This is a genomic window from Salipiger bermudensis HTCC2601 (assembly GCF_000153725.1).
Classification (GTDB): Bacteria; Pseudomonadota; Alphaproteobacteria; order Rhodobacterales; family Rhodobacteraceae; genus Salipiger; species Salipiger bermudensis.
This window is the reverse complement of sequence record NZ_DS022279.1, coordinates 21926-44142: the sequence shown is the minus strand read 5'-3', so window position 1 is coordinate 44142 and position 22217 is coordinate 21926. Positions and strand designations below refer to the sequence as shown.

The following is a 22217-nucleotide window of genomic DNA, read 5'->3' as shown; positions in this document are numbered from 1 at the left end:
CGGAAAGGTAGAGACGGTATGGAAGGCATGACCGAACGCGGCACGCGGGCGCAGATCGAGGCGCTGCGGGACCGCATGGGCGAGGCGATCATCGGTCAGCGCGAGGTGATCGAGCGGCTTCTGATCGGCCTGCTCGCCAATGGCAACCTGCTGGTTGAGGGCCTGCCGGGCCTTGCCAAGACCCGGGCGATCAAGGCGCTTGCGCGCAACCTCGAATGCGATTTCTCGCGCATCCAGTTCACCCCCGACCTGCTGCCCTCGGATGTCACCGGCACCGAGGTCTACTACCAGGGCGAGGGCGGCGGCGAGTTCCGCTTCGAGGCCGGGCCGATCTTTGCCAATCTCGTGCTCGCCGACGAGATCAACCGCGCGCCCGCCAAGGTGCAGGCGGCGCTGCTCGAGGCGATGGAGGAGCGGCAGGTGACGGTGGCGGGCACCACCCACCGGATGGAGCCGCTCTTCATGGTGATGGCGACCCAGAACCCCATCGAGCAGGAGGGCACCTATCCGCTGCCCGAGGCGCAGATGGACCGCTTCCTGATGCATGTGAACATCACCTATCCACCTGTCGAGGACGAGGTCGAGGTGATCCGGCTGGTGCGCGCCGAGGAAGCCGCGGCGCAGGCCGGGGCGGGTGCACACGCAACCGAGCCGCCGGCGCCGATCCCGCAGGACGCGGTGTTTGCCGCCCGCCGCGAGATCGCCGCGCTGAAGGTCGCGCCAGAGATGGAGCGCTACATTGCCGATCTGGTCAACGCCACCCGCGTGCCCTCGGCCTTCGGCGACGACCTCAAGCGCTGGATCGAGGTCGGGGCCAGCCCGCGCGCCTCGCTGGCGCTCGACAAGTGCGGCCGCACCCATGCCTGGCTTGCGGGCCGCGATTACGTCGATCCCGAGGACATCCGCGCCGTGGTGGCCGACGTGCTGCGCCACCGTCTGGGTCTCAGCTACGAGGCGCAGGGCGAGGGCATCAGCCCCGATGCGGTGGTGGCCGAGATCGTGCGGCAGGTGGCGCTGCCCTGAGGGAGGATCGATGAAGGACCGCGCCGCCCGCATCCGCACCGGCACCCTGCCGAAGGCCCCGCAGGTCTCGGCAGATCCGCGCATCCACACCGATCTGGCCTATCTGCGCAGCCTTGAGGGTCCGGCGCGCGGCCTCAGCTTTCTGCCGCGCCAGCCGGCGCAATCGGTGCTCAACGGACGGCATGCCTCGCGCCTGCGCGGGCGCGGGCTGAACTTCGAGGAACTGCGCGACTACCTGCCCGGCGATGACATCCGCAGCATCGACTGGAAGGTCACCGCCCGCACCGGGCGCCCCCACGTCCGGGTGATGACGGAAGAGCGCGACCGCCCGGCGCTGATCGTCGTCGACCAGCGCATGTCGATGTTCTTCGGCACCCGCCGCGCGATGAAATCGGTCACCGCCGCCGAGGCCGCCGCGATGGCGGCGTTCCGCATCCTCGATCAGGGCGACAGGGTGGGGGGCATCGTGTTCGGCGACGAAGTGATTGCCGAGATCCGACCGCAGCGCAGCCGCGGCGCGCTCAACCGCTTTCTCACCGCGCTGTCGGAGGCCAACGGGCTGCTTCATGCAGAGGCGCCGAACACGGCGCCCATCGGGCTTACGCAGGTGCTTCGCGCGGTGGCCCGCATCGCCAGCCGCAACCACCTGATCATCGTGCTGAGCGATTTCGACGGCCTCGACGCCGAGACCGACCGCATTGTCTCGGCGCTGGCGCGGCACAACGACCTGATCCTCGTGCCGGTCACCGACCCCAGCGCCGGAGAGCTGCCCGCCGGGATGCGCCTTGTCGTCACCGATGGGGAACTGCAGGCCGAGATCGACACCAGTGCCTCGGCCACGCGCCGGGCGCTTGTCGAGATGTCGACGGGACGGCTGGCCGAGGTGTTCGACTGGCAACGCCGCTTCGGGATGCCGATCCTGCCGCTCTCGGCGGGCGAGGAGACGCTGCCGCAGATGCGGCGCCTGCTGGGGCTCGGACCGCGATGAACGAGGATGAGATCCCGCAGGGCGAGGCGCCCGAAAGTCTGGTCTCGCTGATCGGCCAGCTGATCGAGCCGCCGCAGCCTCTGCCGGTGCCGATGGTGCCGCAGACATGGGGCTGGGCGGCTCTTGCGGCGCTGCTGCTGGCGCTGCTGGTGGCCGGGCTCTGGCGCTGGCATCGGCACCGGATCGCCAACGCCTATCGCCGCACGGCGCTCGCGGCACTGGCGCAGGCGGCAACCGCCGCCGAGCTCGCGGCGATCCTGCGCCGGGCAGCGCTGGCGGCCTATCCGCGCGCCGAGGTGGCCTCGCTCACCGGCCGCGACTGGACCGCCTTTCTGTCGCGAAGCGGCAAGGGCGACTTTCCCGATGCCGCGGGCGAGGAGCTGCGGCGCGCCCCTTACCGCAGCCCAGATGCGGCGCCCTCCGCCGAGCTGCGCCAGGCGGCAGCGCATTGGATCAGGACCCATCGCCCCGGCGCGGCGGGGGAGGGCACCGCATGATCTCGCTCGCCGCGCCCTGGCTGCTGCTGCTGCTCCCGCTTCCGCTGCTGGTCTGGCGTCTCGCGCCGCCGCATCGCGAGCGCGAAAGCGCGCTGCGCTTTCCGTTCTTCCGCCGCACCGCCGCCGCCGCGGGGGCCGCGCCACGCGCCGGGGCGCTGGTGCTGTCGCGTCCGAAGCTCTCGGGGATTTCGGCCGTGCTGTGCTGGGGGCTGCTGGTCCTAGCGCTGGCGCGGCCCGAGCGCGTGGGCGCACCGATCACCATCGAGAACGCCGCCCGTGACGTGGTGATGGCGATCGACATCTCGGGTTCGATGGACGCGCGCGATTTCGCCACGCCGGAGGGAGAGCGTATCCAGCGGCTGTCCGGGGTGCGCGAGGTGGTGCGCGCCTTCGTCTCTGGCCGCGAGGGCGACCGCATGGCGCTGATCGTTTTCGGCACCTCCGCCTATCTGCAGGCGCCGCTGACCGACGATCTCGAGACCATCATCGCGCTGCTCGACCGCACCGAGGTTGGTATGGCGGGGCCGCACACGGCGCTTGGCGATGCCATCGGGCTTTCGATCCGTACCTTCGAGACCAGCGAGATCGACCAGCGGCTGCTGATCCTGCTGTCGGATGGTTCGGACACCGCCAGCCGCATGAGCCCGGTCAACGCCGCCGAGATCGCCGCCGACCGGGGCGTCGAGATCTACACCATCGGCGTCGGAGACCCGGATGCGACCGGCGAGAACCGCGTCGACCTGACCACCCTGAAGGAGGTCGCGCAGCGCACCGGCGGGCAGTATTTCTTTGCCGAGGACGCGGCCTCTCTGGAAGCGGTCTATGACCGTATCGACGAACTGGCGCCGCGCGAAACCGAGACGCTGTCGTTCCGACCGCGCCAGCCGCTGGCCTGGATCCCGATGGGGCTGGCGGCGCTGCTGGGCGGGCTCACGGTCCTGTATCTGCAGCTGCGCAGCCGGCGGCGGCACCGCGCCGCGCGCCTGTCGGAGGAGCCCGCATGACCGATTTCGCGCTGTTCCTCGAGGCGTTCCACTTCCTGCGCCCGCTCTGGCTTTTGATGGTGCCGGCGACGCTTGCGCTCTGGTGGTGGGTGCGCCGGCCGCTGCGGCGCGACGGGATGCAGGCCGAGGGCATCGCCCCGCATCTGCGCGAGGCACTGACCGTGGGGCGCGCGCAGCGCCGGCGGCTGACCCCGATCGACAGCACCGCCGCGATCCTGATCTTCGCGGCGCTCGGTGCGGCCGGTCCGACATGGTCGCGGCAGGTCGATCCCTTTGCGGCGCAATCGGCGCCTGCGGTCATCGTGCTTGCGGTGACGCCAGGCATGGAACAGACCGATCTGCCGCCCTCGCGGCTTGAGCGCGGCAAGCAGAAGATCCGCGATTTCCTCGAGCTGCGCGCCGGCGCGCGCACGGCGCTGGTGGCCTATGCAGGCAGTGCCCACGTGGTGCTGCCGATGACCGAGGATCCACAGGTCATGGTGCCCTATCTCGAGGGGCTGAGCCCCGAGGTGATGCCGCGCGAGGGCGCGGTTGCCGGTGAGGCGCTGGCGCTGGCCCAGGCGATGCTCGCCGATGAGGACGCTCCGGGCGGCGTGCTCTTCGTCACCGACAGCGTCGATCCGGCGGACGTGGCGGCGCTCGACGCCAGCGCGGCGCCGCTGGCGGTGCTGGCCACGCGCCCCGAAGGCAGCCGCGACCGCGGGCTCGACTCGCTCTCGGCGCCGGTGGTCGCGGTGACGCCCGACGATTCCGACATCCGCAGGATCGACGGGCTGCTCAACGCCGCCTATCGCCGCGCGCAGCTCGACGATGTCGCGCAGCCCTGGGAGGATCGCGCCCACTGGCTGGCCTGGCCTGCCGCGCTGATCCTGCTGCTGTGGTTCCGCCGTGGCTGGACGATGCGGTGGGCGGCGCTCGCCACGCTGGCGCTGCTGATGCCGCAGGGCGCGCGCGCCGATGGCATCGCCGACTGGTTCCTGACGCCCGACCAGCAGGGCCGCATCGCCTTTGACCGCAAGGATTACGAGCGAGCGGCCGATCTCTTCGTCGACCCGCTGTGGCGCGGCTATGCCCTCTACCGCGACGGACAGTATGACGATGCCGTGCTGGTGCTGGACCGGGTCGAGACCGCGCAGGCGGCGTCGATCCAGGGCATGGCGCAGATCAAGGGAAGGCACTACCGCGACGGGGTGCGCGCCTTCGAGACGGCGCTGGCCCGCGATCCGGACTATCCCGGCGCCGCCGAAAACCTCGAGACCGCGAAACGCATCGTGGCCTATGTCGAGGCCGAACAGGCAGGTTCGGATACCGGCGAGGATCGCGGCATCGGGGCCGATGAAGAGGTCTATGACAACGAAAGCGGGCAGGGCGAAGAGACCCTGCGGCCGCAGGGCGATGCGGGAGGCGAGGGGCTGCTGACGGCGGACCAGTGGATGACCACCGTCGACACCAGCACCGGGGATTTCCTGCGCATGCGCTTTGCCCTCGAGGCCGCGGCGCCGCCCCCCGAGGCGCCTGCGGAGGATGCGCCCGCGGAAGATGCGGATGCCGCGCCCGCGGAGGAGGGCGAATGATCCGGCTGCTGCTGGTCCTGCTTGTGACGTGGGCGCTGCCGGCGGCGGCGCAGGACACCGCCGCAGAGCCGCGGCTCACGGTCGATTTCCCCGAGACCGAGGCGGTGCCGGGTCAGCCGCTCAGCCTGCGCCTGACCGTGCTTGTCCCGACCTTCATGCCCGAGCCGCCGGTCTGGCCGAGCCTCGAGACGCCGAACCTCCTGGTGCGCCTGCCGTCGCGCTCGACCAGCCCGGTCTCGGAGCGGATCGACGGCGAGACATGGTCCGGCGTGTCGCGCCATTACCGCATCTCGCCCATGGTGCCGGGGCCGATGACGCTGCCGCCGCAGGAGGTCGTGGTGACCTGGCAGGATCTCGAGGCCAGTGACGTTCGGCAGACCACCCTGACCACCGAGGCGATCTCGTTTGCCGGTGTCGTGCCCGAAGGGGCGGAGGGGCTCGATCCCTTCATCGCCGCCGCCGATCTGAGCCTCGAGCAGGAGATCGAGGGCGATCCCGCCGCGATGGTGCCCGGCGACAGCCTGAAGCGGCAGGTCACCGCGCGGGTCGAGGGGGCCTCGCCGATGTTCCTGCCCCCGCTTCTGGACATGGTCGACCTGGCTGGTGTCGCGGCGTACCCCGATGCGCCGAAGCTCTCCGAGCAGGACGACAGGGGCGTGCCCAGCGGCAGCCGCGTTGAGAGCGTGACCTACCTTGCCGAGGCGGGCGGCGGCGGTGCGCTGCCGCCGGTCAGCCTCGACTGGTACGACACCGACGAGGGCGCGGTGAAAACCGCCACCGTGCCGGGGCTGGAGCTCCAGATCGACGGTCCTGCGCCGGGCCGGGCGGAACCGCTCGATCCGCGCCGGGTCGCGCTGCTGGCGGCGGCGGTGGTGCTGGGGCTGACGCTCGTGATACTCGTTGTGCGGCGCCTGCTGCCGGCGCTGGCGCGGCACAGGGCACGGCGGCGCGCGCAAGTGCTGGCCTCGGAAGACCATGCCTGGCGGATGCTGCGCCAGGTGATCGCGCGGCGGGACCACGCGGCGCTGCGCCCGGCGCTCGATCTCTGGGCGGGTCGGGTCGACGGCCCCGATCCTCGCCGCTCCGCCAGGGTCGAGGCGGCGCTGCTGGCGCTTGGTGCTCAGCGCTACGGGGGTGGCCCGACAACGACAGACGGCGAAGCCTGGACCGCCTTGCAGGGTGCGCTCAACGAGGCACGCCCCAAAGGGCGGCGCGTTGGCGCGTACGACACGCTTCCGCCTCTCAATCCCAGAGGCGCGTCATAGCCTTTCTTTTGTGCTGCAAGTTGAACATACTACTGGAATGACATTTTGCCAAAGACCATTCGTCCGCGCCCCCGGGGCCTCGGGACTTCGTCTCAAGACATGACAGCCCTTCATTGCAAGCCCAGAGGGGCCAGCGGCCGGTCCGAGTTCCTCCGCCGCGCCCTGCACAGCCTCGCTGCTGTTCTGCTCTTCCTCATCGCGGCGCCTGCCGTCGCGCAGGACTACCTCGGTTCCGAACGCTGCATCGCGTGCCACACCGAGGCCGGGGAGGCCTGGGAAGACTCCCACCATGCCCTTGCCTGGACAGATGCCACCGCTGACAACATCAGGGCGAATTTCGATGGCACCGAGTTCCGTCTCGGGGACATGCATGCGCGCTTTTCCCTCTCGCCCGAGGGCAAGGCGCTCGTCAGCGTCACCGAGCGCGACCAGGTGACCACGGAGTACGAGGTGCATTCCGTGATCGGCGTCGAGCCGCTGCAGCAATACGTTCTGGAGACAGAGCCCGGCCGGCTGCAGAGCTTCGATGTGGTCTGGGACACCGAGACAGGCGACTGGTTTCATCTCTATCCCGAGCAGAACTATGCTCCGGATGACGGGCTGCACTGGACCGGGCCCTACAAGACCTGGAACAGCCGCTGCGCCGCCTGCCACGCGACCGGTTTCGAGGCGAACTACGACGCACAGACCCGTCGTTTCGACTCGACGCAGGTCGAGATCGGGGTCGGGTGCGAGGCCTGCCACGGCCCCGGCAGCGCGCATCTGGACTGGGCCGAGCGCTTCGAGACGACCCAGGAGGCGCCGCCCGCGGCTTACGGTTTTACCGTGGACATGTCGCAGCCCGCGCAGGCGATCGAGCAATGCGCCAGCTGCCATTCCCGCCGCGAGCCGTTTCTCGAGGGCAACCCGGTGCCCGGAACGCCCTATCACGACACCTACAATCTTTCGCTGCTGCGGGAAGGGTCCTACGAGGCGGACGGGCAGATCCTTGACGAGGTCTATGTCTACGGCTCGTTCCTGCAGTCGAAGATGTACGCGGAAGGAGTGAGCTGCTCGAACTGCCACCTGCCGCACGAGGCCGAGCTCATCGCCGAGGGCAACGCGGTCTGCACCCAGTGCCACAGCCCGGCGGGCAATCCCGAGTTTCCCTCGCTGCCGTTGCAGGTGTTCGACGGGCCCGAGCACACCCATCACCCGGAGGGCTCGGCCGGGGCCCTCTGCAAGACCTGCCACATGACCGAGCGCGTCTACATGGGCAATGACTGGCGCGCCGACCATTCCTTCCGGATCCCGCGCCCGGACCTTGCCGCCGAGACCGGCGCGCCGGATGCCTGCACGACCTGCCACGAGGATCAGAGCCCGGAGTGGGCCGCCGAAACCCTTGAAGAGTGGTTTCCCGACAGCCGTCATCGCGGCCCGCATTACGGCGAGGTGCTCGCCCACGGGCGGCGCGATCCGGTGCGCGCCGCGCCGGAGCTGCGCGGTCTGTCGCTGGATGACGACATGGCGGGCATCGTGCGCGCCACGGCGATCTATCTGCTCGAGCAGGCCGGTGATCCGTCCGATGCGGCAGAGCTGGAACAGCTCTTGCACGACCCCGATCCGCTGGTGCGCAGCGCGGCGGTGAAGCTGCAGCGCGTTGCACCTGCGATGGAGCGGGCGCCGCGAATTATGCAGTCGCTGTCGGATCCCGTGCGCTCGGTTCGCATGGCCGCAGCGCAATCCATGCTGGACGCGCAGATTGCCAGCATGCCCGGGCGCTACGAGCGGGCGCTGCGCAATGCCTTCGCGGAATGGCAGGCGTCGATGGGCAGCCGTCTCGACTATCCCGAGACGCATCTGCAGATGGGGGGCATGGCGCTCGTGATGCGCAACATGCCCGCCGCCTCGGGCGCCTTCGCGGAAGTGACGCGGCTTGATCCGCAGCTTGTCGATGCCTGGGTCATGCAGGTTCGCATCGCGGCGGCGACGGACGACGAAGGTGGCGCCCGCAGGCTGCTTGAGCAGGCGCTGGAGCACAACCCGGGCGACATGACGCTTCAGATCATGCGCCGCGAACTGACCGGCGAGGCGCTGGACCTGCTGCCTCCTCCCTCGGGTGACTGAGGGAGCAGCTGAGCTCGGGCGCGCCGGGTGTTGTTGGGAAGGTGCAAGGTTTCGCCCGTGCCAGACAGACGCGGGACGACGGACCTGCAATCCTCGGCCTGCTGAATGAGGACCGGGTTCTATGCGTCTGTACGGTTCGACACCTCGTCCGGCCTGCCGGTGGCGCAGGGTCTTCGGCGATGTGGGGCGGGCTGCCTACACGGCGGCGCGCCGTTTCGCGGTATCGTCGAGCGCGTGCCAAAGGCTTGCCCCCGCAGAGCGCATGCCCATCACCGCCAGCCGGTCCTCGGCTGGGCGCAGGATGAAGACGCTCATGTGATGCAGGCCGGTGCGGGTGGCGCGGCCGGGGGCAAGCGACGCGGGCGGCAGGTTCACCAATTTCTCGGCGAGCGCCAGCAGCGGCGCGCTCCCGCGCCCCGAGTTGATCTCGACGACCACCCATGCGTCGGTCTGCTCGGTGACCGAGCAGCCGGGGGCCACGGGCGCGAGGCGCGCGGCGAAATCCTCGTCGGCGCGGCCCGGAGCGGCGATCATCCACTGGCCGGGGCCGGTCCAGAAGACGTCGAAGCCGTCCGTGCCGGTGAGGCACCCGGCCTCCGGCAGCGCCAGCCCGAAGGGCTGCGGCGCGGGGCTGCCACGGCGCAGCGCCAGCGAGGCCAGCGCGATGTCGGGGCGTTCGACCAGGGTGAGGGCGCCGTGGGTGGCGCGGCGCGGCTCGGTGGCGCCAAGCGCCGTCAGCGGGGCAAGATCAGGCACGGAGACGCTCTCCTTCCGGGTCGATGAAATGCGGCGAGACGATCCTGGCCAGGCACTCCCCGCCCTCGAGCGGGTTGGCGACGACGATCTCTTCGCCCATGCGCGCCTCTGCCTCTTCGAGGTAGCCGAGCGCGATATGGCTTTGCAGATGTGGCGAGTAGCAGGCCGAGGTGACCCAGCCCTGATCGCTGGCGGTGTCGCGCGCGTCGCCGGGGCGGAAGAGATGCGCGCCGGCGGGGATCTTCTCTTGCGGGTCGAGCGGCATCAGCCCCACGAGGCGGCGCGTGTCGGCCTCGTGGGCCGCGCGGCGCGACATCACCGCGCCGATGCTGTCCTTCTTCTTCGACACCATCTTGCCGAGGCCAAGCATCGCGGCGGTGGTCTGGCCGTTGAGCTCGGCACCCGCCGCGTGGCCCTTCTCGATGCGCAGCACCGCCAGCGCTTCGGTGCCGTAGGGGGTGACGCCAAGGTCGGCGCCGGCCTCCATCAGCCGCGCCATCAGTGCGTTGCCGTAGCGCGCCGGCACCGCGATCTCGTAGGCTAGCTCACCGCTGAACGAGATCCGGAACAGCCGCGCCCTGAGCCCGCCGCAGATCGTCAGCTCGGCGCAGGCCATGAAGGGGAAGGCTTCGTTCGACAGATCCGTGTCATCGACGATGCGCGACAGCAGCGCGCGCGATTTCGGCCCAGCCACGGCGATCTGCGCCCAGGCGTCGGTGGTCGAAATGAGCTGCACGTCGAGATCGGGCCAGAGCCCTTGCCGGGCGAACTCCATCTGGCGATAGACGAGGCCCGCATTGGCGGTGGTGGTGGTGACCACGTAGTGATCCTCGGCCAGCCGGGCACAGGTGCCGTCATCGTAGAGCAGGCCGTCCTCGCGCAGCATCAGGCCGTAGCGCACCTTGCCGACCTTCAGCGTGCCCATCATGTTGGCATAGATCCGGTGCAGGAATGCGCCCGCATCGGCGCCCTGCACGTCGATCTTGCCGAGCGTGGTCACGTCGCAGAGCCCGACGCCGCTGCGCACCGCGAGCACCTCGCGGTCGACGCTCTCGCGCCAGTGGGTCTCGCCGTCTCGCGGGAAGTACTGCGCCCGCATCCATTGCCCAACCTCGACGAATTCCGCACCTCGCTGTTCCGCGAAGGGATGCGTGGGCGTGAGACGGCGCGGGCGGAAATGGCTGCCGGTGTCGCCGCCGCCCAGCACGCTGAGCGCGACGGGCGTGTAGGGCGGGCGGAAGATCGTGGTGCCGGTCTGCGGGATCGACTTGCCGGTAAGCTCGGCCATGACGGCCAGCGCGGTGACGTTGGCGGTCTTGCCCTGATCGGTGGCCATGCCGAGCGTGGTCCAGCGCTTGAGATGCTCGACCGGGCGCATGTTCTCCTTGTGCGCCAGCGCGATGTCCTTGACGGTCACGTCGTTCTGGAAATCGACCCACGCGCGGCCCTTGCCCGGCACGTGCCAGAACGCACCTTGCGCCATCTGCGTATCCTCGGCGCGGGGCAGGGCGGGCAGCGCGGCGCTCAGGCCCAGATCCGAGAGCAGCGCCTGCGCGGTCGACGCGCCCGAGCTGAGCGTGGCATGGGTGCTGCCGTGGCCTGCCGCCGCGCCTGCGACGCCCATGCCCGGGGGCATCTCGGCGGGGGGCAGGAAGGCGAGATGGTCGTCGCTCCATTGCGGACGGCCGCGGTGATGCGAGGCGAGGTGCAGGTTGGGGTTCCAGCCGCCCGAGACGCCGAGCACGGCGCATTCGAGCCACTCGGAGCGGCCGTTCTGGCTGACCTGGATCGACGACAGCCCCAGACGCCCCTGCGTGCCGGTGACCTGTGCCCCGGAATAGAGCTGGTATTCGCCAAGCCGCGCGGCGTCCTGGCGTGGGTCGATGACGGCGAGCACCGGCACGCCGTGGGCCAGCAGGTCGCACGCGGTGCGGTGGCCGTCATCGGTGCTGGTGAAGATCGCCACGCGGTCCGAGGGCTTGGCCTGCGGCGTCACCGCCCAACGGTTGGCATAGGCGCGCAGCGCGCCGCCAAGCAGGATGCCGGGGCGGTCGTTGCCGGCGAAGGGGATGTGGCGTTCTGTGGCGCCGGCGGCGAGCAGGCTGCGTTTCGCGGTGATGCGCCAGAGCGTCTGGCGCACGGTCTGCGGCACCGGAAGGTGGTCGCCCACCCGCTCGACAGCGCCGAAGATGCCGTGGTCATAGGCGCCGAAGATCGTGGTCCGACGCAGGATGCGCACGCTGGGCAGGCTCTCGAGCTCGGCCTCGGCCTCGGCCACCCAATCGGACGCGGGGGCGTCGTCGAGCGCGTGGCGCTCCGAGAGCAGCCGCCCGCCGAGGCGGAAATCCTCGTCGGCGAGGATCACGCTGGCCCCGGCGCGGCCGGCGGTGAGCGCCGCCGCAAGCCCTGCTGCGCCGCCGCCGATCACCAGCAGGTCGCAATGCAGGAAGCCGTGGTCATAGGCGTCGGGGTCGGGCTCGGAGGCAAGCCGGCCCAGCCCTGCGGCGCGGCGGATCATCGGCTCGTAGATCTTCTCCCAGAAGGCCGCGGGCTGCATGAAGGTCTTGTAGTAGAACCCGGCGGCGAAGAACGGCGACAGCGCGTCGTTGACCGCCAGCGCGTCAAAGCCGAGCGACGGCCAGCGGTTCTGGCTGCTGGCCTCGAGCCCGTCGTAGAGCTCCACGCAGGTGGCGCGGGTGTTGGGCTCGGCCCGCGCGCCGCTGCGCAGGGTGACGAGCGCGTTGGGTTCCTCGGAGCCGGCGCTGAAGATGCCGCGCGGGCGGTGATACTTGAAGCTGCGCCCGACCAGCCGCACGCCGTTGGCCATGAGCGCCGAGGCGAGCGTATCGCCGGGATGGCCGTGACAGGTCTTGCCGTCGAAGGTGAAGGAGAGCGTCTTGCTGCGGTCGATCAGGCCGCCTGTGAGCCGGGTCATGCGCCGCCCCTCCGCTTGATGTCCGAGGCGAGCTCGGCCGAGACGATCTCGTGGGTGACGGTGTCGCGGGTGACCACCAGCCACGAGCGGTCGCCCTGCTCGTGGAACCAGAGTTCGCGGTGCAGCCCGGCGGGGTTGTCGCGCAGGTAGGTGTAGTCAAAAAACGCCGCCTCGGCGCCTTCGGCCATGCCATCGGGCCGGTCGAGCAGCGCGGCATCGCCGAGATAGGTGAACTCCTGCGCGTCGCGGGGGCCAAGAAGGGGGTGCGGGATCAGCATGTCGCGCCTCGGTGCTCAGTGCAGGTTGGGTTGGGCGCCAACGCCCTTTTCGTCGATCAGCGCGCCGCGCCGGAAGCGGTCGAGCCGGAAGGCGGTGGCGGTGTCGTGCGGGCGGCCGGTGGCCAGCAGATGCGCGAAGGCGTAGCCGCTCGCCGGCGTGGCCTTGAAGCCGCCGTAGCACCAGCCGGCGTTGAGATAGAGCCCGTCCACATCGGTCGCGTCGATGATCGGCGAGCCGTCCATCGACATGTCCATGATGCCGCCCCAGCTGCGCAGCAGGCGCGCCCGGCCGATCATCGGCATCAAGGCCATGCCGCCCTCGATCACGTCCTCGACCACCGGCAGGTTGCCGCGTTGGGCGTAGGAGTTGTAGCCGTCGATATCGCCGCCGAAGACCAGCCCGCCCTTGTCGGACTGGCTGACGTAGAAATGGCCCGCGCCGAAGGTGATGACGCCGTCGATGCAGGGCTTGAGCCCCTCCGAGACGAAGGCCTGCAGGACGTGGCTCTCGATCGGCAGGCGCATTCCGGCCTTCTGCATCACCCGACCGGACGAGCCGGCCACGGCGACGCCGACCTTCTTCGCGCCGATATAGCCGCGCGTGGTTTCGACGCCGCGGATTGCGCCGCCCTCGATGCGGAAGCCGGTGACCTCGCAGTTCTGGATCAGGTCGACGCCCCTGAGGTCGGCGCCGCGGGCATAGCCCCACGCGACGCCGTCATGGCGCGCGGTGCCGGCGCGGCGCTGCAGCAGGCCGCCTTTGATCGGGAAGCGGGCGTTGTCGAAATTGAGGAACGGGTACATCGCCCGCACGCCATCTTGGTCGAGCAGTTCCGCATCGGCGCCCGCCAGCAGCATGGCGTTGCCGCGGCGTCGGAAGGCATCGCGCTGGCCGTCACTGTGGCACAGGTTGAGGATGCCGCGCTGGCTGACCATGGCGTTGAAGTTGAATTCCTGCTCCAGCCCCTCCCAGAGCTTCATCGAGAATTCGTAGAACGGCTCGTTGCCGGGCAGCAGGTAGTTCGAGCGGATGATCGTGGTGTTGCGCCCGATATTGCCCGAGCCCAGCCAGCCCTTCTCGAGCACCGCGATGCGGGCCTGCCCGAAGGTGCTGGCGAGGTAATAGGCGGTGGCGAGCCCGTGCCCGCCGCCTCCGACGATGATGAAATCGTACTCGGGCTTCGGCTCGGGGTTGCGCCAGAGCGGCTTCCAGCCCCTGTGGCCGGTGAGGGCTTCCTTGATGACTCGCAGGCCGGAGAATCGCACGGTTTGCCTCATTCGATGTCTGTTGCCCGATGCTACGGGCGCAGGCGCGCTGGTAATTTTCCCATATCGGACATATCCTTGCCGAAATCAGTCTGATCCGGGGCAGAGTGGCGGCGCATCATGAATATCGGGTTCTTCCTCGTGCCGGGCTTCGCGCTGATGTCGCTGTCTTCGGCCATCGAGCCGTTGCGGGCAGCCAATCACTTGGCGGGAAAGGCGCTCTACCGGTTGGACTATCACGCCGCCGCGCCGGGCTTCGTGGCCTCCTCTTCGGGCGGCGGGTTCCACTGCACGGCGCTGAGCGAGGCGCAGCCGGATCTCGACCTGCTTTTCGTGGTCGCAGGTGGCGACCCGATCGCCGAGGACGATCCCAAGGTTGCCAGCGCGTTGCGCCGGCTCGACCGGCGCGGGGTGATGCTGGGCGGGATCTCGGGAGGTGCCGCCGTGCTGGCGCGGGCCGGGCTGATGGAGGGGCGGCGCTTCACCCTGCACTGGCTGCATCTCGAGCAATTGCAGGAGCAACAGCCCGGCTTGCTCATAGAACGGGCGCTCTACGTCATCGACCGCGACCGCTATTCCTGCGCCGGGGGCGTCGCCTCGTTCGACATGATGTGCGCGATGGTGGCGGCGCGCGAGGGCGCGGATTTCGCCGCCGAGGTCAGCAACTGGTTCATTCACAGCCGGATGCGGCCCGCCGGCGAGCCGCAGCACCTTGATCCGGCGCGGCGTTACAACCTGAGCGTCCCAGCGCTCGAGCTGGCGGTGCGGCTGATGACCACCCATATCGCCGACCCGCTGAGCGCCGCGCAGCTGGCGGCCCTGTCGGGGTGCAGCGCGCGTCAATTGCAGCGGCATTTCGTCCAGCGCTTCGGCCTGTCGACGATGGCGTTCTACCGCAACCTGCGGCTCGACAAGGCGCACGAGTTCCTGCGCCACTCGGCGCTGCCGATGGACGAGATCGCCCAGCTGTCGGGGTTCTCCACGGTGCCGCATTTCAGCCGCTGCTTCGCGCAGCGTTTCGGCAAGCCACCGGCGGCGGCGCGACGCGAGGCTGGCACGGCTTAGCGCAGCCGCACCCTCTGGGTGGGGACGCGAAGGGTGCGGGGCTCAGAGCCGCAGCTGCGTGTCGGGATCGAAGAGGTGGATCTCGGAGGGATCGACGGTGAAGCGCAGCGCCTCCTGTCCCGGCGAGGTGCCATGCACGCCGGGCAGGCTGGCGGTGAACGGCGCCTGTCCGGCCTCGACCAGCCTGCCATGCAGCAAGGTGTTGGCGCCGAGCGGCTCCGAGAGCTGGAGCGCGAGCGAGAGCGGGCCGCCGGCGTCGGGCTGTACGTGCTCGGGCCGCAGCCCGAGCTTCACCGGGCCCTCGCGCGCCGCGCTCTCGCAGAGCGCCGTGTCGCCGATCATCACCCGCCCGTTGCGGATCTCGGCGTCGAGAATGTTCATCGCCGGGCTGCCGATGAACTGCGCCGCGAACAGGGTCCGCGGGCGTTCGTAGACCTCCAGCGGCGTGCCGACCTGCTCGGCCACGCCGGCATTCATCACGATCATCCGGTCGGCCATGGTCATCGCCTCGACCTGATCATGGGTGACGTAAAGCGCCGTGACCCCGAGCTTGGCCTGCAGTTCCTTGATCTCGAGCCGCATCTGCACCCGCAGTTTGGCGTCGAGGTTCGACAGCGGCTCGTCGAACAGGAACACCGCCGGTTCGCGGACGATGGCGCGGCCCATGGCGACGCGCTGGCGCTGGCCGCCCGAGAGCTGCTTCGGCTTGCGCTCGAGCAGCGCCTCGAGCTGCAGCAGCTTCGCCGCCTCCTCGACCTTCCGGCGGATCGCGTCTTTCCTGAGGCCGGCGATCTTGAGCCCGTAGCCCATGTTCTGAGCGACGCTCATATGCGGGTAGAGCGCGTAGTTCTGGAACACCATGGCGATGTCGCGCGCCATCGGTTCCTTGTCGTTGGCGCGCTCGCCGCCGATCAGGATATCGCCGGCGGTGACGGTCTCGAGCCCGGCCACCATGCGCAGCAGGGTGGACTTGCCGCAGCCCGAGGGGCCGACGATGACGATGAACTCGCCGTCGGCGATCTCGACGTCGATGCCGTGGATCACGTCGGTGGCGCCGAAGCTCTTCTTTACGTTCTGGAGGGTGACGGTCGCCATGCTTATTTCTCGCTATCTACAAGGCCGCGGACGAAGAGCTTCTGCATCGAGACCACCACGATCACCGGCGGGATCATCGCCAGGATCGAGGTCGCCATGATGGTGGGCCAGTGGGCGAAATCGTCGCCGCTGGGGAACATCTGCTTGATGCCCATGACGATGGTGTTCATCTCCGGGTCGGTGGTGATCAGCAGCGGCCAGAGATACTGGTTCCAGCCGTAGATGAATAGGATCACGAACAGCGCCGCGACGTTGGTCCGGCTCATCGGCACCACGATGTCCCAGAAGAACCGCATCGGACCGGCACCGTCGACGCGGGCGGCCTCGGCCAGCTCGTCCGGGATGGTGAGGAAGAACTGCCGGAACAAGAAGGTCGCCGTGGCCGAGGCGATCAGCGGCAGGATCAGGCCGGAATAGGAGTTCAGCATGCCGAAGCCCGCCACCACCTCGTAGGTCGGCACGATGCGCACCTCGACCGGCAGCATCAGGGTGATGAAGATCAGCCAGAAGAACAGGGTGCGGGCCGGGAAGCGGAAATAGACGATGGCAAAGGCAGAGAGCAGCGAGATGACGATCTTGCCGACCGCGATGCCCACCGCCATGATCAGGCTGTTGAGCAGCATGGTGGCCACCGGCACGTTCACCCCCGAGACCAGCGCGTTGCGGTAGTTGGTCAGGAACTGGTCGCCGGGCCAGACCGGCATCGGCGGGCGGATGATCTCGGCCTGGGTCACCGTCGAGGCGACGAAGGCGAGCCAGATCGGGAAGAAGATCACCAGCACCCCGGCGATCATGATCAGGTGGGTCAGCCAGAGCCCCGCGCCGCGCTTCTCGACCATGCCGTGCACTTCGCGCGCCATCAGTAATGCACCCGTTTCTCGAGGACCTTGAATTGCAGCACGGTGAGCGCGCCCACCACCAGCAGCAGGATCACCGACTGTGCCGAGGACGAGCCGAGGTCCTGCCCGACGAAGCCGTCGGAGAAGACCTTGTAGACCAGGATCGTGGTCGCCTGCTGCGGGCCACCCCCGGTGATGGTGTGGATCACGCCGAAGGTCTCGAAGAACGAGTAGACCACGTTAACCACGAGCAGGAAGAAGGTGGTGGGCGAAAGCAGCGGCAGCACGATGGTGAAGAAGCGGCGCCAGAAATGCGCGCCGTCGATGGCGGCCGCCTCGATGATGGATTTCGGCACCGCCTGAAGCGCGGCGAAGAAGAACAGGAAGTTGTAACTGATCCGGCCCCAGGACGAGGCGATCACCACCAGCCCCATCGCCTCGCCGTCGTTGAGCACGTGGTTCCAGTCGTAGCCAAGCTGGCCGAGATACCACGACACCACGCCGACGCGGGTGTTGAACATGAAGAGCCAGAGCACGCCCGCGACGGCGGGGGCGACCGCATAGGGCCAGATCAGCAGGGTGCGGTAGGTGCCCGCGCCCTTGATCAGCCGGTCCGCCAGCACCGCGAGAAACAGCGCCGGCACCATCGAGCACAGCGTCACGAGGCCCGAAAAAATCGCCGTGGTGACGAAGGAGGCGCGGTAATAGGGATCGCTCAGCAGGTACTGGAAGTTTTCCAGCCCGACGAATTGCTTCGACAGGCCGAACGGATCGGGGATGAACAGCGACTGCCAGACCGCCTGCCCGGCGGGGTAGAAGAAGAACACCGCCGAGATGATCGCCTGCGGTGCGATCAGCAGAAGCGGCAGGACCCAGCCCTTGAATGTGACTCTCTTTTCCATCTCGTCCTTCGCCGTGAACCCTCCGGCGCGCGCTGCACGAGGCGCATGGTGCGGGCGCCCGGCGCCTCCGGGGCCGGCGGCTTTGCTGCCGTCAGCGCCTCTCGCCCGGTCAGGTGAAGATGCGCGCCGCTCGGGGCGCGCATCGCCGTTGCGGGATCAGTTCGCCGCGCGCTCGAAGCGGCGCAGCAGCTGGTCGCCGCGCTCCTTGGCGCTGTCGAGCGCCTCCTGTGCGCTCTTGTCGCCGGCCCAGACGCCCTCGAGCTCCTCGTCGATGATGCCGCGGATCTGGTCGAAGGAGCCGAGACGGATGCCCTTGGAGTTGGCCGTCGGCTCGTTCCGGGTCATCTGTGTCACCGCCACGTCGGTGCCGGGGTTCTCGTCGTAGAAGCCCGCCTCGCGCGTCGCCTCGCCGGCGGCGGCGGTGATCGGGAGATAGCCGGTGTCCTGATGCCACTGGGCCTGCACCGGGGTCGAGGAGAGATAGCTCAGGAACTCGCCCACGCCGGCGTAGTCCTCGGCCTCGTGGCCTTCCATGACCCAGAGCGACGCGCCGCCGATGATGGTGTTCTGCGGTGCGTTGCCGGCGCCCTCCCAGTAGGGCAGGGGACGGACGTCGAAATCGAACTCGGCCTCGGCCTTGATCCCGGCATAGCCTGCCGAGCTCTCGGTGAAGAGCGCGCACTCGCCGGAGCGGAAGTTGGCGCCGCCCTCGTTGCGACGGCCGGTGTAGATGAATTTGCCCTCGTCGGCCCATTCACCCATCTTCGAGATATGCGCGACCTGCACCTCGCCGTTGAGCATCAGCTCGGTGTCGGTGCCGGCAAAGCCGTTCTCCTGCGAGGCGAAGGGCACGTCGTGGTAGGCCGACAGGTTCTCGAGATGGATCCAGCTCTGCCATGCGGTGACCAGCGGGCACTCCTCGCCGGCCTCGGCGAGCTGGTCGAGGACCTCTTCGACCTGGTTCCAGGTGGTCAGATCGACATCGGGATCGATGCCCGCCCCCTCGAGCCGGTCGCGGTTGACCCAGAGCACCGGGGTGGACGAGTTGAAGGGCAGCGACAGCATCTGGCCGTCGGTGGTGGTGTAATAGCCCTTCACCGCGCCGATATAGGCGTCGGGATCGAAGGCGGCGCCGCTGTCCTCCATCACCTGATAGACCGGGCGCACGGCGCCCCCGGCGGCCATCATGGTGGCGGTGCCGACCTCGAAGACCATCAGCACATGCGGCTGCTCGCCGGCGCGGAAGGCCGCAATGCCGGCGTTCAGCGTCTCGGAGTAGTTGCCCTTGTGGGTGGCGGTGACGGTGTAGGTGTCCTGGCTGGCGTTGAAGTCCTCGACCTGCGCCGCGACGAGCTCTCCGAGCCGTCCGGTGAAGGCGTGCCAGAACTGGATTTCGGTCTGCGCGCTGGCCGCGAGCGGCGTCAGCAGAGCAGTTCCCGCGGCAAGGATGCCGAGAGCGGATTTTTTCATGCTTTCCTCCCTAGAGCCCCCGTTCGGGCGCTCTTTTCTCCTCCAGATCAGAGGGTTGCTTTCCTCCGAGCAACTCCTCCGACCGACCATACCCTATTCTTGAAAAACGATATGGCAAGCGAGTTCTTTCGCGTGAGGCTAAGTCGCAGGTTGTGCGGACCCGGCCTGCGGTGGGGGTTCGGCCACGCGAAAGGCGCCGGTGCATCACGGGTCGTCGTAACGTCTCGGACCGTGGACTTCGCGGCAAACAACATCGGGCGGGAGCGTTCAGTCGTTCTTGGAGACATGCTCCAACAGCCCTTGTCCCCCCATCTCGATGTCGAATCGGATGCCCGCCTCGGCGGCGTCGGCGTCGCCTGTCTTCAGCGCCTCGATGATGCGTTCATGCGGATGCGGCTGCCAGTCCGAGGGCACGCCCGCATCATAGAGGTGCGACAGGATCGGGCCGCAGCGAACCCACAGGTTCTCGACCAGATCGTAGGTGATCGGCAGGCGTCCGGCGCGGCAGAGCGCCAGGTGGAACTCGGTGTTGAGGTGAACTGCATCGGCATAGGACTTGCGCGCGTGGCAATCGGAAATGCCGGACTGAATGTCCTCCAGATCCTGCAGCTCCGCAGGCGTGATGCGCTTGGCGGCGGCGGCTGCCGTCTTGCCTTCGAGATCCATGCGGATGCTGCGGATCTCGAGCAGCTGCTCGAGGCTCAGCGACGGAACGTAGACGGTGCCACGCTCGTCAAAGGCCATGACACGTTCGAAGACCAGCCGCAGGAGCGCCTCGCGCATCGGTGTGAGCGAGATCCCGAACCGCTGCGACAAGGGGCGCAGTCGAAGCCGTTCACCGGGCGCGAGCTGACCACGCATGAGCGCGTTTCGAATCGTCGTGTAGGCGCGGTCGCTGAGGTTCTCGCGTTCGATCGGTTTTGCCCAATCCTTTGATAAGTCTGACATATTCTGCCCTCCACCTGCGCCGTCCCCAAGCCGATTAGATTTTTCGGCTTTACTGTTATAACAAATAAAATATAACCGACTCATTGGCCAGACCTAGTTTCCGGCCACCCGTATCGGGAGAATACGGGACATCTGGAGGAGTTCATAATCGATGCTTGCGTTGCGCAAGACACGTGCCGGGACAGGTGTGAGCCTCGTCTCGACCAGCTTTTGCGGCCCGGGTCCGGGCCGGGGCGAGGTCGAGGTGGCGGTGCAGGCCGCGGGGATCTGCGGCAGCGACCTTCACGCGGTCGCCTGGGATCCCAGCTACGGCTTCATGGAGCCACTGCTTCCGCTGACCCTCGGCCACGAGTTCGCCGGCACCGTCACCGCGACCGGAGAGGGCGTGAGCCGGGTCGTGACCGGAGACCGTGTGGTGTGTTCGCCGACGCTGACCTGCGGCCGGTGCGAGGGCTGCCGGCAAGGGCGCCCCTCGGCCTGCGAGGCGCGGCAGATCGTCGGGTTACACCGAGACGGCGGCTTTGCCGAGCGTGTGCGGGTGCCCGAAAGCGTGCTGCATCGGTTGCCCGCCGCCATCGGCTTCGAGCGCGCGGCGCTGGCTGAGCCACTGTCCATCGCGGTGAACGCGGTCAACGTGGCCGAGGTCGCGGCAGGGGATCGCGTGCTCGTGCTCGGACCGGGGCCGATCGGGCTGGCCTGTGCCTTCGTGGCTCAGGAGCGTGGCGCCAAGGTGCTTCTGGCGGGGCTGCGTGATGCGGCGCGGCTGCGGATCGCGCGGGAGATGGGCATCGAGGCCGTGGTGGACCTGGCCGAAAGGCCGCTCGATGCCGCGCTTCAGACCAGTTTCGGCGGTCGCTGCGACCGGGTGATCGAGGCCACCGGTGTCGCGGCCTCGGTCGGGCAGGGGCTTCAGGCGCTGCGCCCGGAAGGGATCTTCGTGGCGGCCGGGATCCATGCGGCGCCCTGCGACCTCGACCTGTCGCGCTTGGTGCGGGAGAAAAAGCAGCTGCGCGGTGCCCACGACACCACGCCCGCCGCCTTTGCCGAGGCGATCTCGCTGCTCGAGCGGCGCGGTGACGCGCTGGCGCATCTCATCACCCACACCCTTCCGCTCAGCCGGGGCGAAGAGGCCTTCGCCCTCGCCCGGGACGGCGCGGCAATGAAGGTGCTGCTGCACCCGGAACCCTTGGGAGGACAGACGACATGACCGAAACGACGCGCGCCGTGATCGCGGATGGGGCAGGGGGCCCGGAGGTGCTGCGGGTGACCGAGATCCCGCGCCCCGAGCCCGGCCCCGGCCAGCTTCTGATCGAGGTCCACGCCGCTGGCATCAACCGGCCCGACGTGATGCAGCGGCAGGGCAACTACCCGCCGCCGCCGGGGGCGACGGATGTCTTCGGGCTCGAGCTTGCCGGCGCCGTTGCGGCACTCGGCGAAGGCGTCGAGGGCTTTGCCATCGGCGACCGAGTGATGGGGCTGGTGCATTCCGGTGCCTATGCCGACTGGGCGCTGCTCGACGCGCCGATCGCCATCCCGGTGCCCGAGGGCATGAGCATGGCCGAGGCCGGCGCCGTGCCCGAGACCTTCTTCACGGTCTGGTCCAACGTCTTCGAGCGCGCGGCGCTGCAACCCGGCGAGACGCTGCTGATCCACGGCGGCACCTCGGGCATCGGCACCACGGCGATCCTGCTGGCCAAGGCGCTCGGCTCCACCGTCATCGTGACCGCCGGCAGCGACGAGAAATGCGCCGCCGCGCGGGCGCTCGGCGCCGATCACGCCATCAACTACCGGACGCAGGATTTCGTTGCCGAGGGGCGGGCACTGACCGATGGCCGGGGGCCCGACGTGATCCTCGACATGGTGGGCGGGTCCTACATGCAGCGCAATATCGAGCTGCTCGCCGCGGACGGGCGGATTGCCCAGATCGCCTTTCAGCAAGGCAGCAAGGCCGAGCTCGACCTGCTGCCGCTCCTGATGAAGCGCGGCACCATCACCGCCTCGACGCTGCGCGCCCGGCCGGTCGAGATGAAGGCGCGCCTTGCCCGTGCGCTGACCGAGCACGTGGTGCCGCTTCTGGCCAGTGGTGCGGTTCGCCCGCCGGTCGATTCCACCTTTCCCCTCGCCGATGTCGCCAAGGCCCATGCCCGCATGGATAGCAGCGCGCATGTCGGAAAGATCGTTCTTCTCATGAAACCGGAGGCCTGAG

The 22217-nt window shown here is 68.9% G+C and carries 19 protein-coding genes; 10 read left to right on the top strand and 9 right to left on the bottom strand.

Annotated features, from left to right (window positions below; genetic code table 11):
* The first annotated feature begins 18 nt into the window (after positions 1-18).
* The 7 genes from R2601_RS24155 (at position 19) to R2601_RS24125 (ending at position 8457) form a co-directional block, all read left to right on the top strand.
* On the top strand, positions 19-1023 hold the full coding sequence (locus tag R2601_RS24155) for an AAA family ATPase (RefSeq protein WP_007803642.1): 1005 nt from the start codon (positions 19-21) through the stop codon (positions 1021-1023).
* Positions 1024-1033: 10 nt separating this feature from the next.
* Positions 1034-2011, top strand: coding sequence for a DUF58 domain-containing protein (locus tag R2601_RS24150; protein ID WP_007803641.1), 978 nt, complete (start codon positions 1034-1036; stop codon positions 2009-2011).
* Positions 2008-2508 carry a DUF4381 domain-containing protein gene (locus tag R2601_RS24145; protein ID WP_007803640.1) on the top strand — a complete coding sequence of 167 codons (501 nt, stop codon included), beginning with the start codon at positions 2008-2010 and terminating at the stop codon, positions 2506-2508. Before R2601_RS24150 ends, R2601_RS24145 begins: the two co-directional genes overlap by 4 nt.
* A complete protein-coding gene (locus R2601_RS24140; protein WP_007803638.1) occupies positions 2505-3512 on the top strand; it encodes a VWA domain-containing protein in 1008 nt (335 codons plus the stop codon). Before R2601_RS24145 ends, R2601_RS24140 begins: the two co-directional genes overlap by 4 nt.
* Entirely contained in the window at positions 3509-5086 is a 1578-nt protein-coding gene (locus tag R2601_RS24135; RefSeq protein ID WP_007803636.1) for a VWA domain-containing protein, read from the top strand. The genes R2601_RS24140 and R2601_RS24135 overlap by 4 nt, the downstream gene beginning before the upstream one ends.
* The gene (locus tag R2601_RS24130) at positions 5083-6351 is read left to right on the top strand and encodes a BatD family protein (protein WP_007803634.1); all 1269 of its coding nucleotides are present in this window, start codon (positions 5083-5085) and stop codon (positions 6349-6351) included. Before R2601_RS24135 ends, R2601_RS24130 begins: the two co-directional genes overlap by 4 nt.
* Positions 6352-6450: 99 nt before the next feature.
* Positions 6451-8457: a HEAT repeat domain-containing protein gene (locus R2601_RS24125; protein WP_007803633.1), complete on the top strand. Its 2007-nt coding sequence runs from the start codon at positions 6451-6453 to the stop codon at positions 8455-8457.
* A gap of 195 nt (positions 8458-8652) precedes the next feature.
* On the opposite strand, the gene R2601_RS24120 is transcribed toward R2601_RS24125, so the two are convergent.
* From R2601_RS24120 to R2601_RS24105, 4 genes are read right to left on the bottom strand one after another with little or no spacing between them, the layout of a single operon-like run.
* Positions 8653-9213: a sarcosine oxidase subunit gamma gene (locus R2601_RS24120; protein ID WP_007803632.1), complete on the bottom strand. Its 561-nt coding sequence runs from the start codon at positions 9211-9213 to the stop codon at positions 8653-8655.
* Positions 9206-12148 carry a sarcosine oxidase subunit alpha family protein gene (locus R2601_RS24115; RefSeq protein WP_007803630.1) on the bottom strand — a complete coding sequence of 981 codons (2943 nt, stop codon included), beginning with the start codon at positions 12146-12148 and terminating at the stop codon, positions 9206-9208. The genes R2601_RS24120 and R2601_RS24115 overlap by 8 nt, the downstream gene beginning before the upstream one ends.
* The gene (locus R2601_RS24110; protein WP_007803629.1) at positions 12145-12426 is read right to left on the bottom strand and encodes a sarcosine oxidase subunit delta; all 282 of its coding nucleotides are present in this window, start codon (positions 12424-12426) and stop codon (positions 12145-12147) included. The genes R2601_RS24115 and R2601_RS24110 overlap by 4 nt, the downstream gene beginning before the upstream one ends.
* A gap of 15 nt (positions 12427-12441) precedes the next feature.
* Positions 12442-13692, bottom strand: a complete 1251-nt coding sequence (locus R2601_RS24105) for a sarcosine oxidase subunit beta family protein (RefSeq protein WP_007803628.1) — start codon at positions 13690-13692, stop codon at positions 12442-12444.
* A 120-nt stretch (positions 13693-13812) separates the two neighbouring features.
* On the opposite strand from R2601_RS24105, the gene R2601_RS24100 reads away from it, so the two are divergent.
* Positions 13813-14757 carry a GlxA family transcriptional regulator gene (locus R2601_RS24100; RefSeq protein ID WP_007803627.1) on the top strand — a complete coding sequence of 315 codons (945 nt, stop codon included), beginning with the start codon at positions 13813-13815 and terminating at the stop codon, positions 14755-14757.
* Positions 14758-14799: 42 nt separating this feature from the next.
* On the opposite strand, the gene R2601_RS24095 is transcribed toward R2601_RS24100, so the two are convergent.
* From R2601_RS24095 to R2601_RS24075, 5 genes are all read right to left on the bottom strand, one after another.
* Complete coding sequence (locus R2601_RS24095; RefSeq protein ID WP_007803625.1) at positions 14800-15852, bottom strand: ABC transporter ATP-binding protein; 1053 nt, start codon at positions 15850-15852, stop codon at positions 14800-14802.
* A gap of 2 nt (positions 15853-15854) precedes the next feature.
* A complete protein-coding gene (gene ugpE / locus R2601_RS24090; protein WP_007803622.1) occupies positions 15855-16691 on the bottom strand; it encodes a sn-glycerol-3-phosphate ABC transporter permease UgpE in 837 nt (278 codons plus the stop codon).
* A gap of 20 nt (positions 16692-16711) precedes the next feature.
* On the bottom strand, positions 16712-17593 hold the full coding sequence (gene ugpA, locus R2601_RS24085) for a sn-glycerol-3-phosphate ABC transporter permease UgpA (RefSeq protein ID WP_007803619.1): 882 nt from the start codon (positions 17591-17593) through the stop codon (positions 16712-16714).
* A 156-nt stretch (positions 17594-17749) separates the two neighbouring features.
* The gene (ugpB, locus tag R2601_RS24080; RefSeq protein ID WP_007803618.1) at positions 17750-19063 is read right to left on the bottom strand and encodes a sn-glycerol-3-phosphate ABC transporter substrate-binding protein UgpB; all 1314 of its coding nucleotides are present in this window, start codon (positions 19061-19063) and stop codon (positions 17750-17752) included.
* A 267-nt stretch (positions 19064-19330) separates the two neighbouring features.
* On the bottom strand, positions 19331-20011 hold the full coding sequence (locus R2601_RS24075; RefSeq protein WP_007803617.1) for a GntR family transcriptional regulator: 681 nt from the start codon (positions 20009-20011) through the stop codon (positions 19331-19333).
* Between the two features lie 151 nt (positions 20012-20162).
* Here R2601_RS24075 and R2601_RS24070 point away from each other — a divergent pair, with 151 nt between their 5' ends.
* The gene (locus R2601_RS24070; protein WP_007803616.1) at positions 20163-21218 is read left to right on the top strand and encodes a zinc-dependent alcohol dehydrogenase; all 1056 of its coding nucleotides are present in this window, start codon (positions 20163-20165) and stop codon (positions 21216-21218) included.
* Positions 21215-22216 carry an NAD(P)H-quinone oxidoreductase gene (locus tag R2601_RS24065; protein WP_007803615.1) on the top strand — a complete coding sequence of 334 codons (1002 nt, stop codon included), beginning with the start codon at positions 21215-21217 and terminating at the stop codon, positions 22214-22216. The genes R2601_RS24070 and R2601_RS24065 overlap by 4 nt, the downstream gene beginning before the upstream one ends.
* Position 22217: the final 1 nt, after the last annotated feature.

What these genes read in the sequence shown, in the direction of transcription:
- R2601_RS24075 (WP_007803617.1), bottom strand. Translation starts at nt 20,011, where the DNA reads ATGTCAGACTTATCAAAGGATTGGGCAAAACCGATCGAACGCGAGAAC.
- ugpB (WP_007803618.1), bottom strand. Translation starts at nt 19,063, where the DNA reads ATGAAAAAATCCGCTCTCGGCATCCTTGCCGCGGGAACTGCTCTGCTG.
- R2601_RS24130 (WP_007803634.1), top strand. Translation starts at nt 5,083, where the DNA reads ATGATCCGGCTGCTGCTGGTCCTGCTTGTGACGTGGGCGCTGCCGGCG.
- R2601_RS24065 (WP_007803615.1), top strand. Translation starts at nt 21,215, where the DNA reads ATGACCGAAACGACGCGCGCCGTGATCGCGGATGGGGCAGGGGGCCCG.
- R2601_RS24140 (WP_007803638.1), top strand. Translation starts at nt 2,505, where the DNA reads ATGATCTCGCTCGCCGCGCCCTGGCTGCTGCTGCTGCTCCCGCTTCCG.
- ugpE (WP_007803622.1), bottom strand. Translation starts at nt 16,691, where the DNA reads ATGGTCGAGAAGCGCGGCGCGGGGCTCTGGCTGACCCACCTGATCATG.
- R2601_RS24135 (WP_007803636.1), top strand. Translation starts at nt 3,509, where the DNA reads ATGACCGATTTCGCGCTGTTCCTCGAGGCGTTCCACTTCCTGCGCCCG.
- R2601_RS24155 (WP_007803642.1), top strand. Translation starts at nt 19, where the DNA reads ATGGAAGGCATGACCGAACGCGGCACGCGGGCGCAGATCGAGGCGCTG.
- R2601_RS24115 (WP_007803630.1), bottom strand. Translation starts at nt 12,148, where the DNA reads ATGACCCGGCTCACAGGCGGCCTGATCGACCGCAGCAAGACGCTCTCC.
- R2601_RS24100 (WP_007803627.1), top strand. Translation starts at nt 13,813, where the DNA reads ATGAATATCGGGTTCTTCCTCGTGCCGGGCTTCGCGCTGATGTCGCTG.
- R2601_RS24150 (WP_007803641.1), top strand. Translation starts at nt 1,034, where the DNA reads ATGAAGGACCGCGCCGCCCGCATCCGCACCGGCACCCTGCCGAAGGCC.
- ugpA (WP_007803619.1), bottom strand. Translation starts at nt 17,593, where the DNA reads ATGGAAAAGAGAGTCACATTCAAGGGCTGGGTCCTGCCGCTTCTGCTG.
- R2601_RS24110 (WP_007803629.1), bottom strand. Translation starts at nt 12,426, where the DNA reads ATGCTGATCCCGCACCCCCTTCTTGGCCCCCGCGACGCGCAGGAGTTC.
- R2601_RS24145 (WP_007803640.1), top strand. Translation starts at nt 2,008, where the DNA reads ATGAACGAGGATGAGATCCCGCAGGGCGAGGCGCCCGAAAGTCTGGTC.
- R2601_RS24125 (WP_007803633.1), top strand. Translation starts at nt 6,451, where the DNA reads ATGACAGCCCTTCATTGCAAGCCCAGAGGGGCCAGCGGCCGGTCCGAG.
- R2601_RS24070 (WP_007803616.1), top strand. Translation starts at nt 20,163, where the DNA reads ATGCTTGCGTTGCGCAAGACACGTGCCGGGACAGGTGTGAGCCTCGTC.
- R2601_RS24095 (WP_007803625.1), bottom strand. Translation starts at nt 15,852, where the DNA reads ATGGCGACCGTCACCCTCCAGAACGTAAAGAAGAGCTTCGGCGCCACC.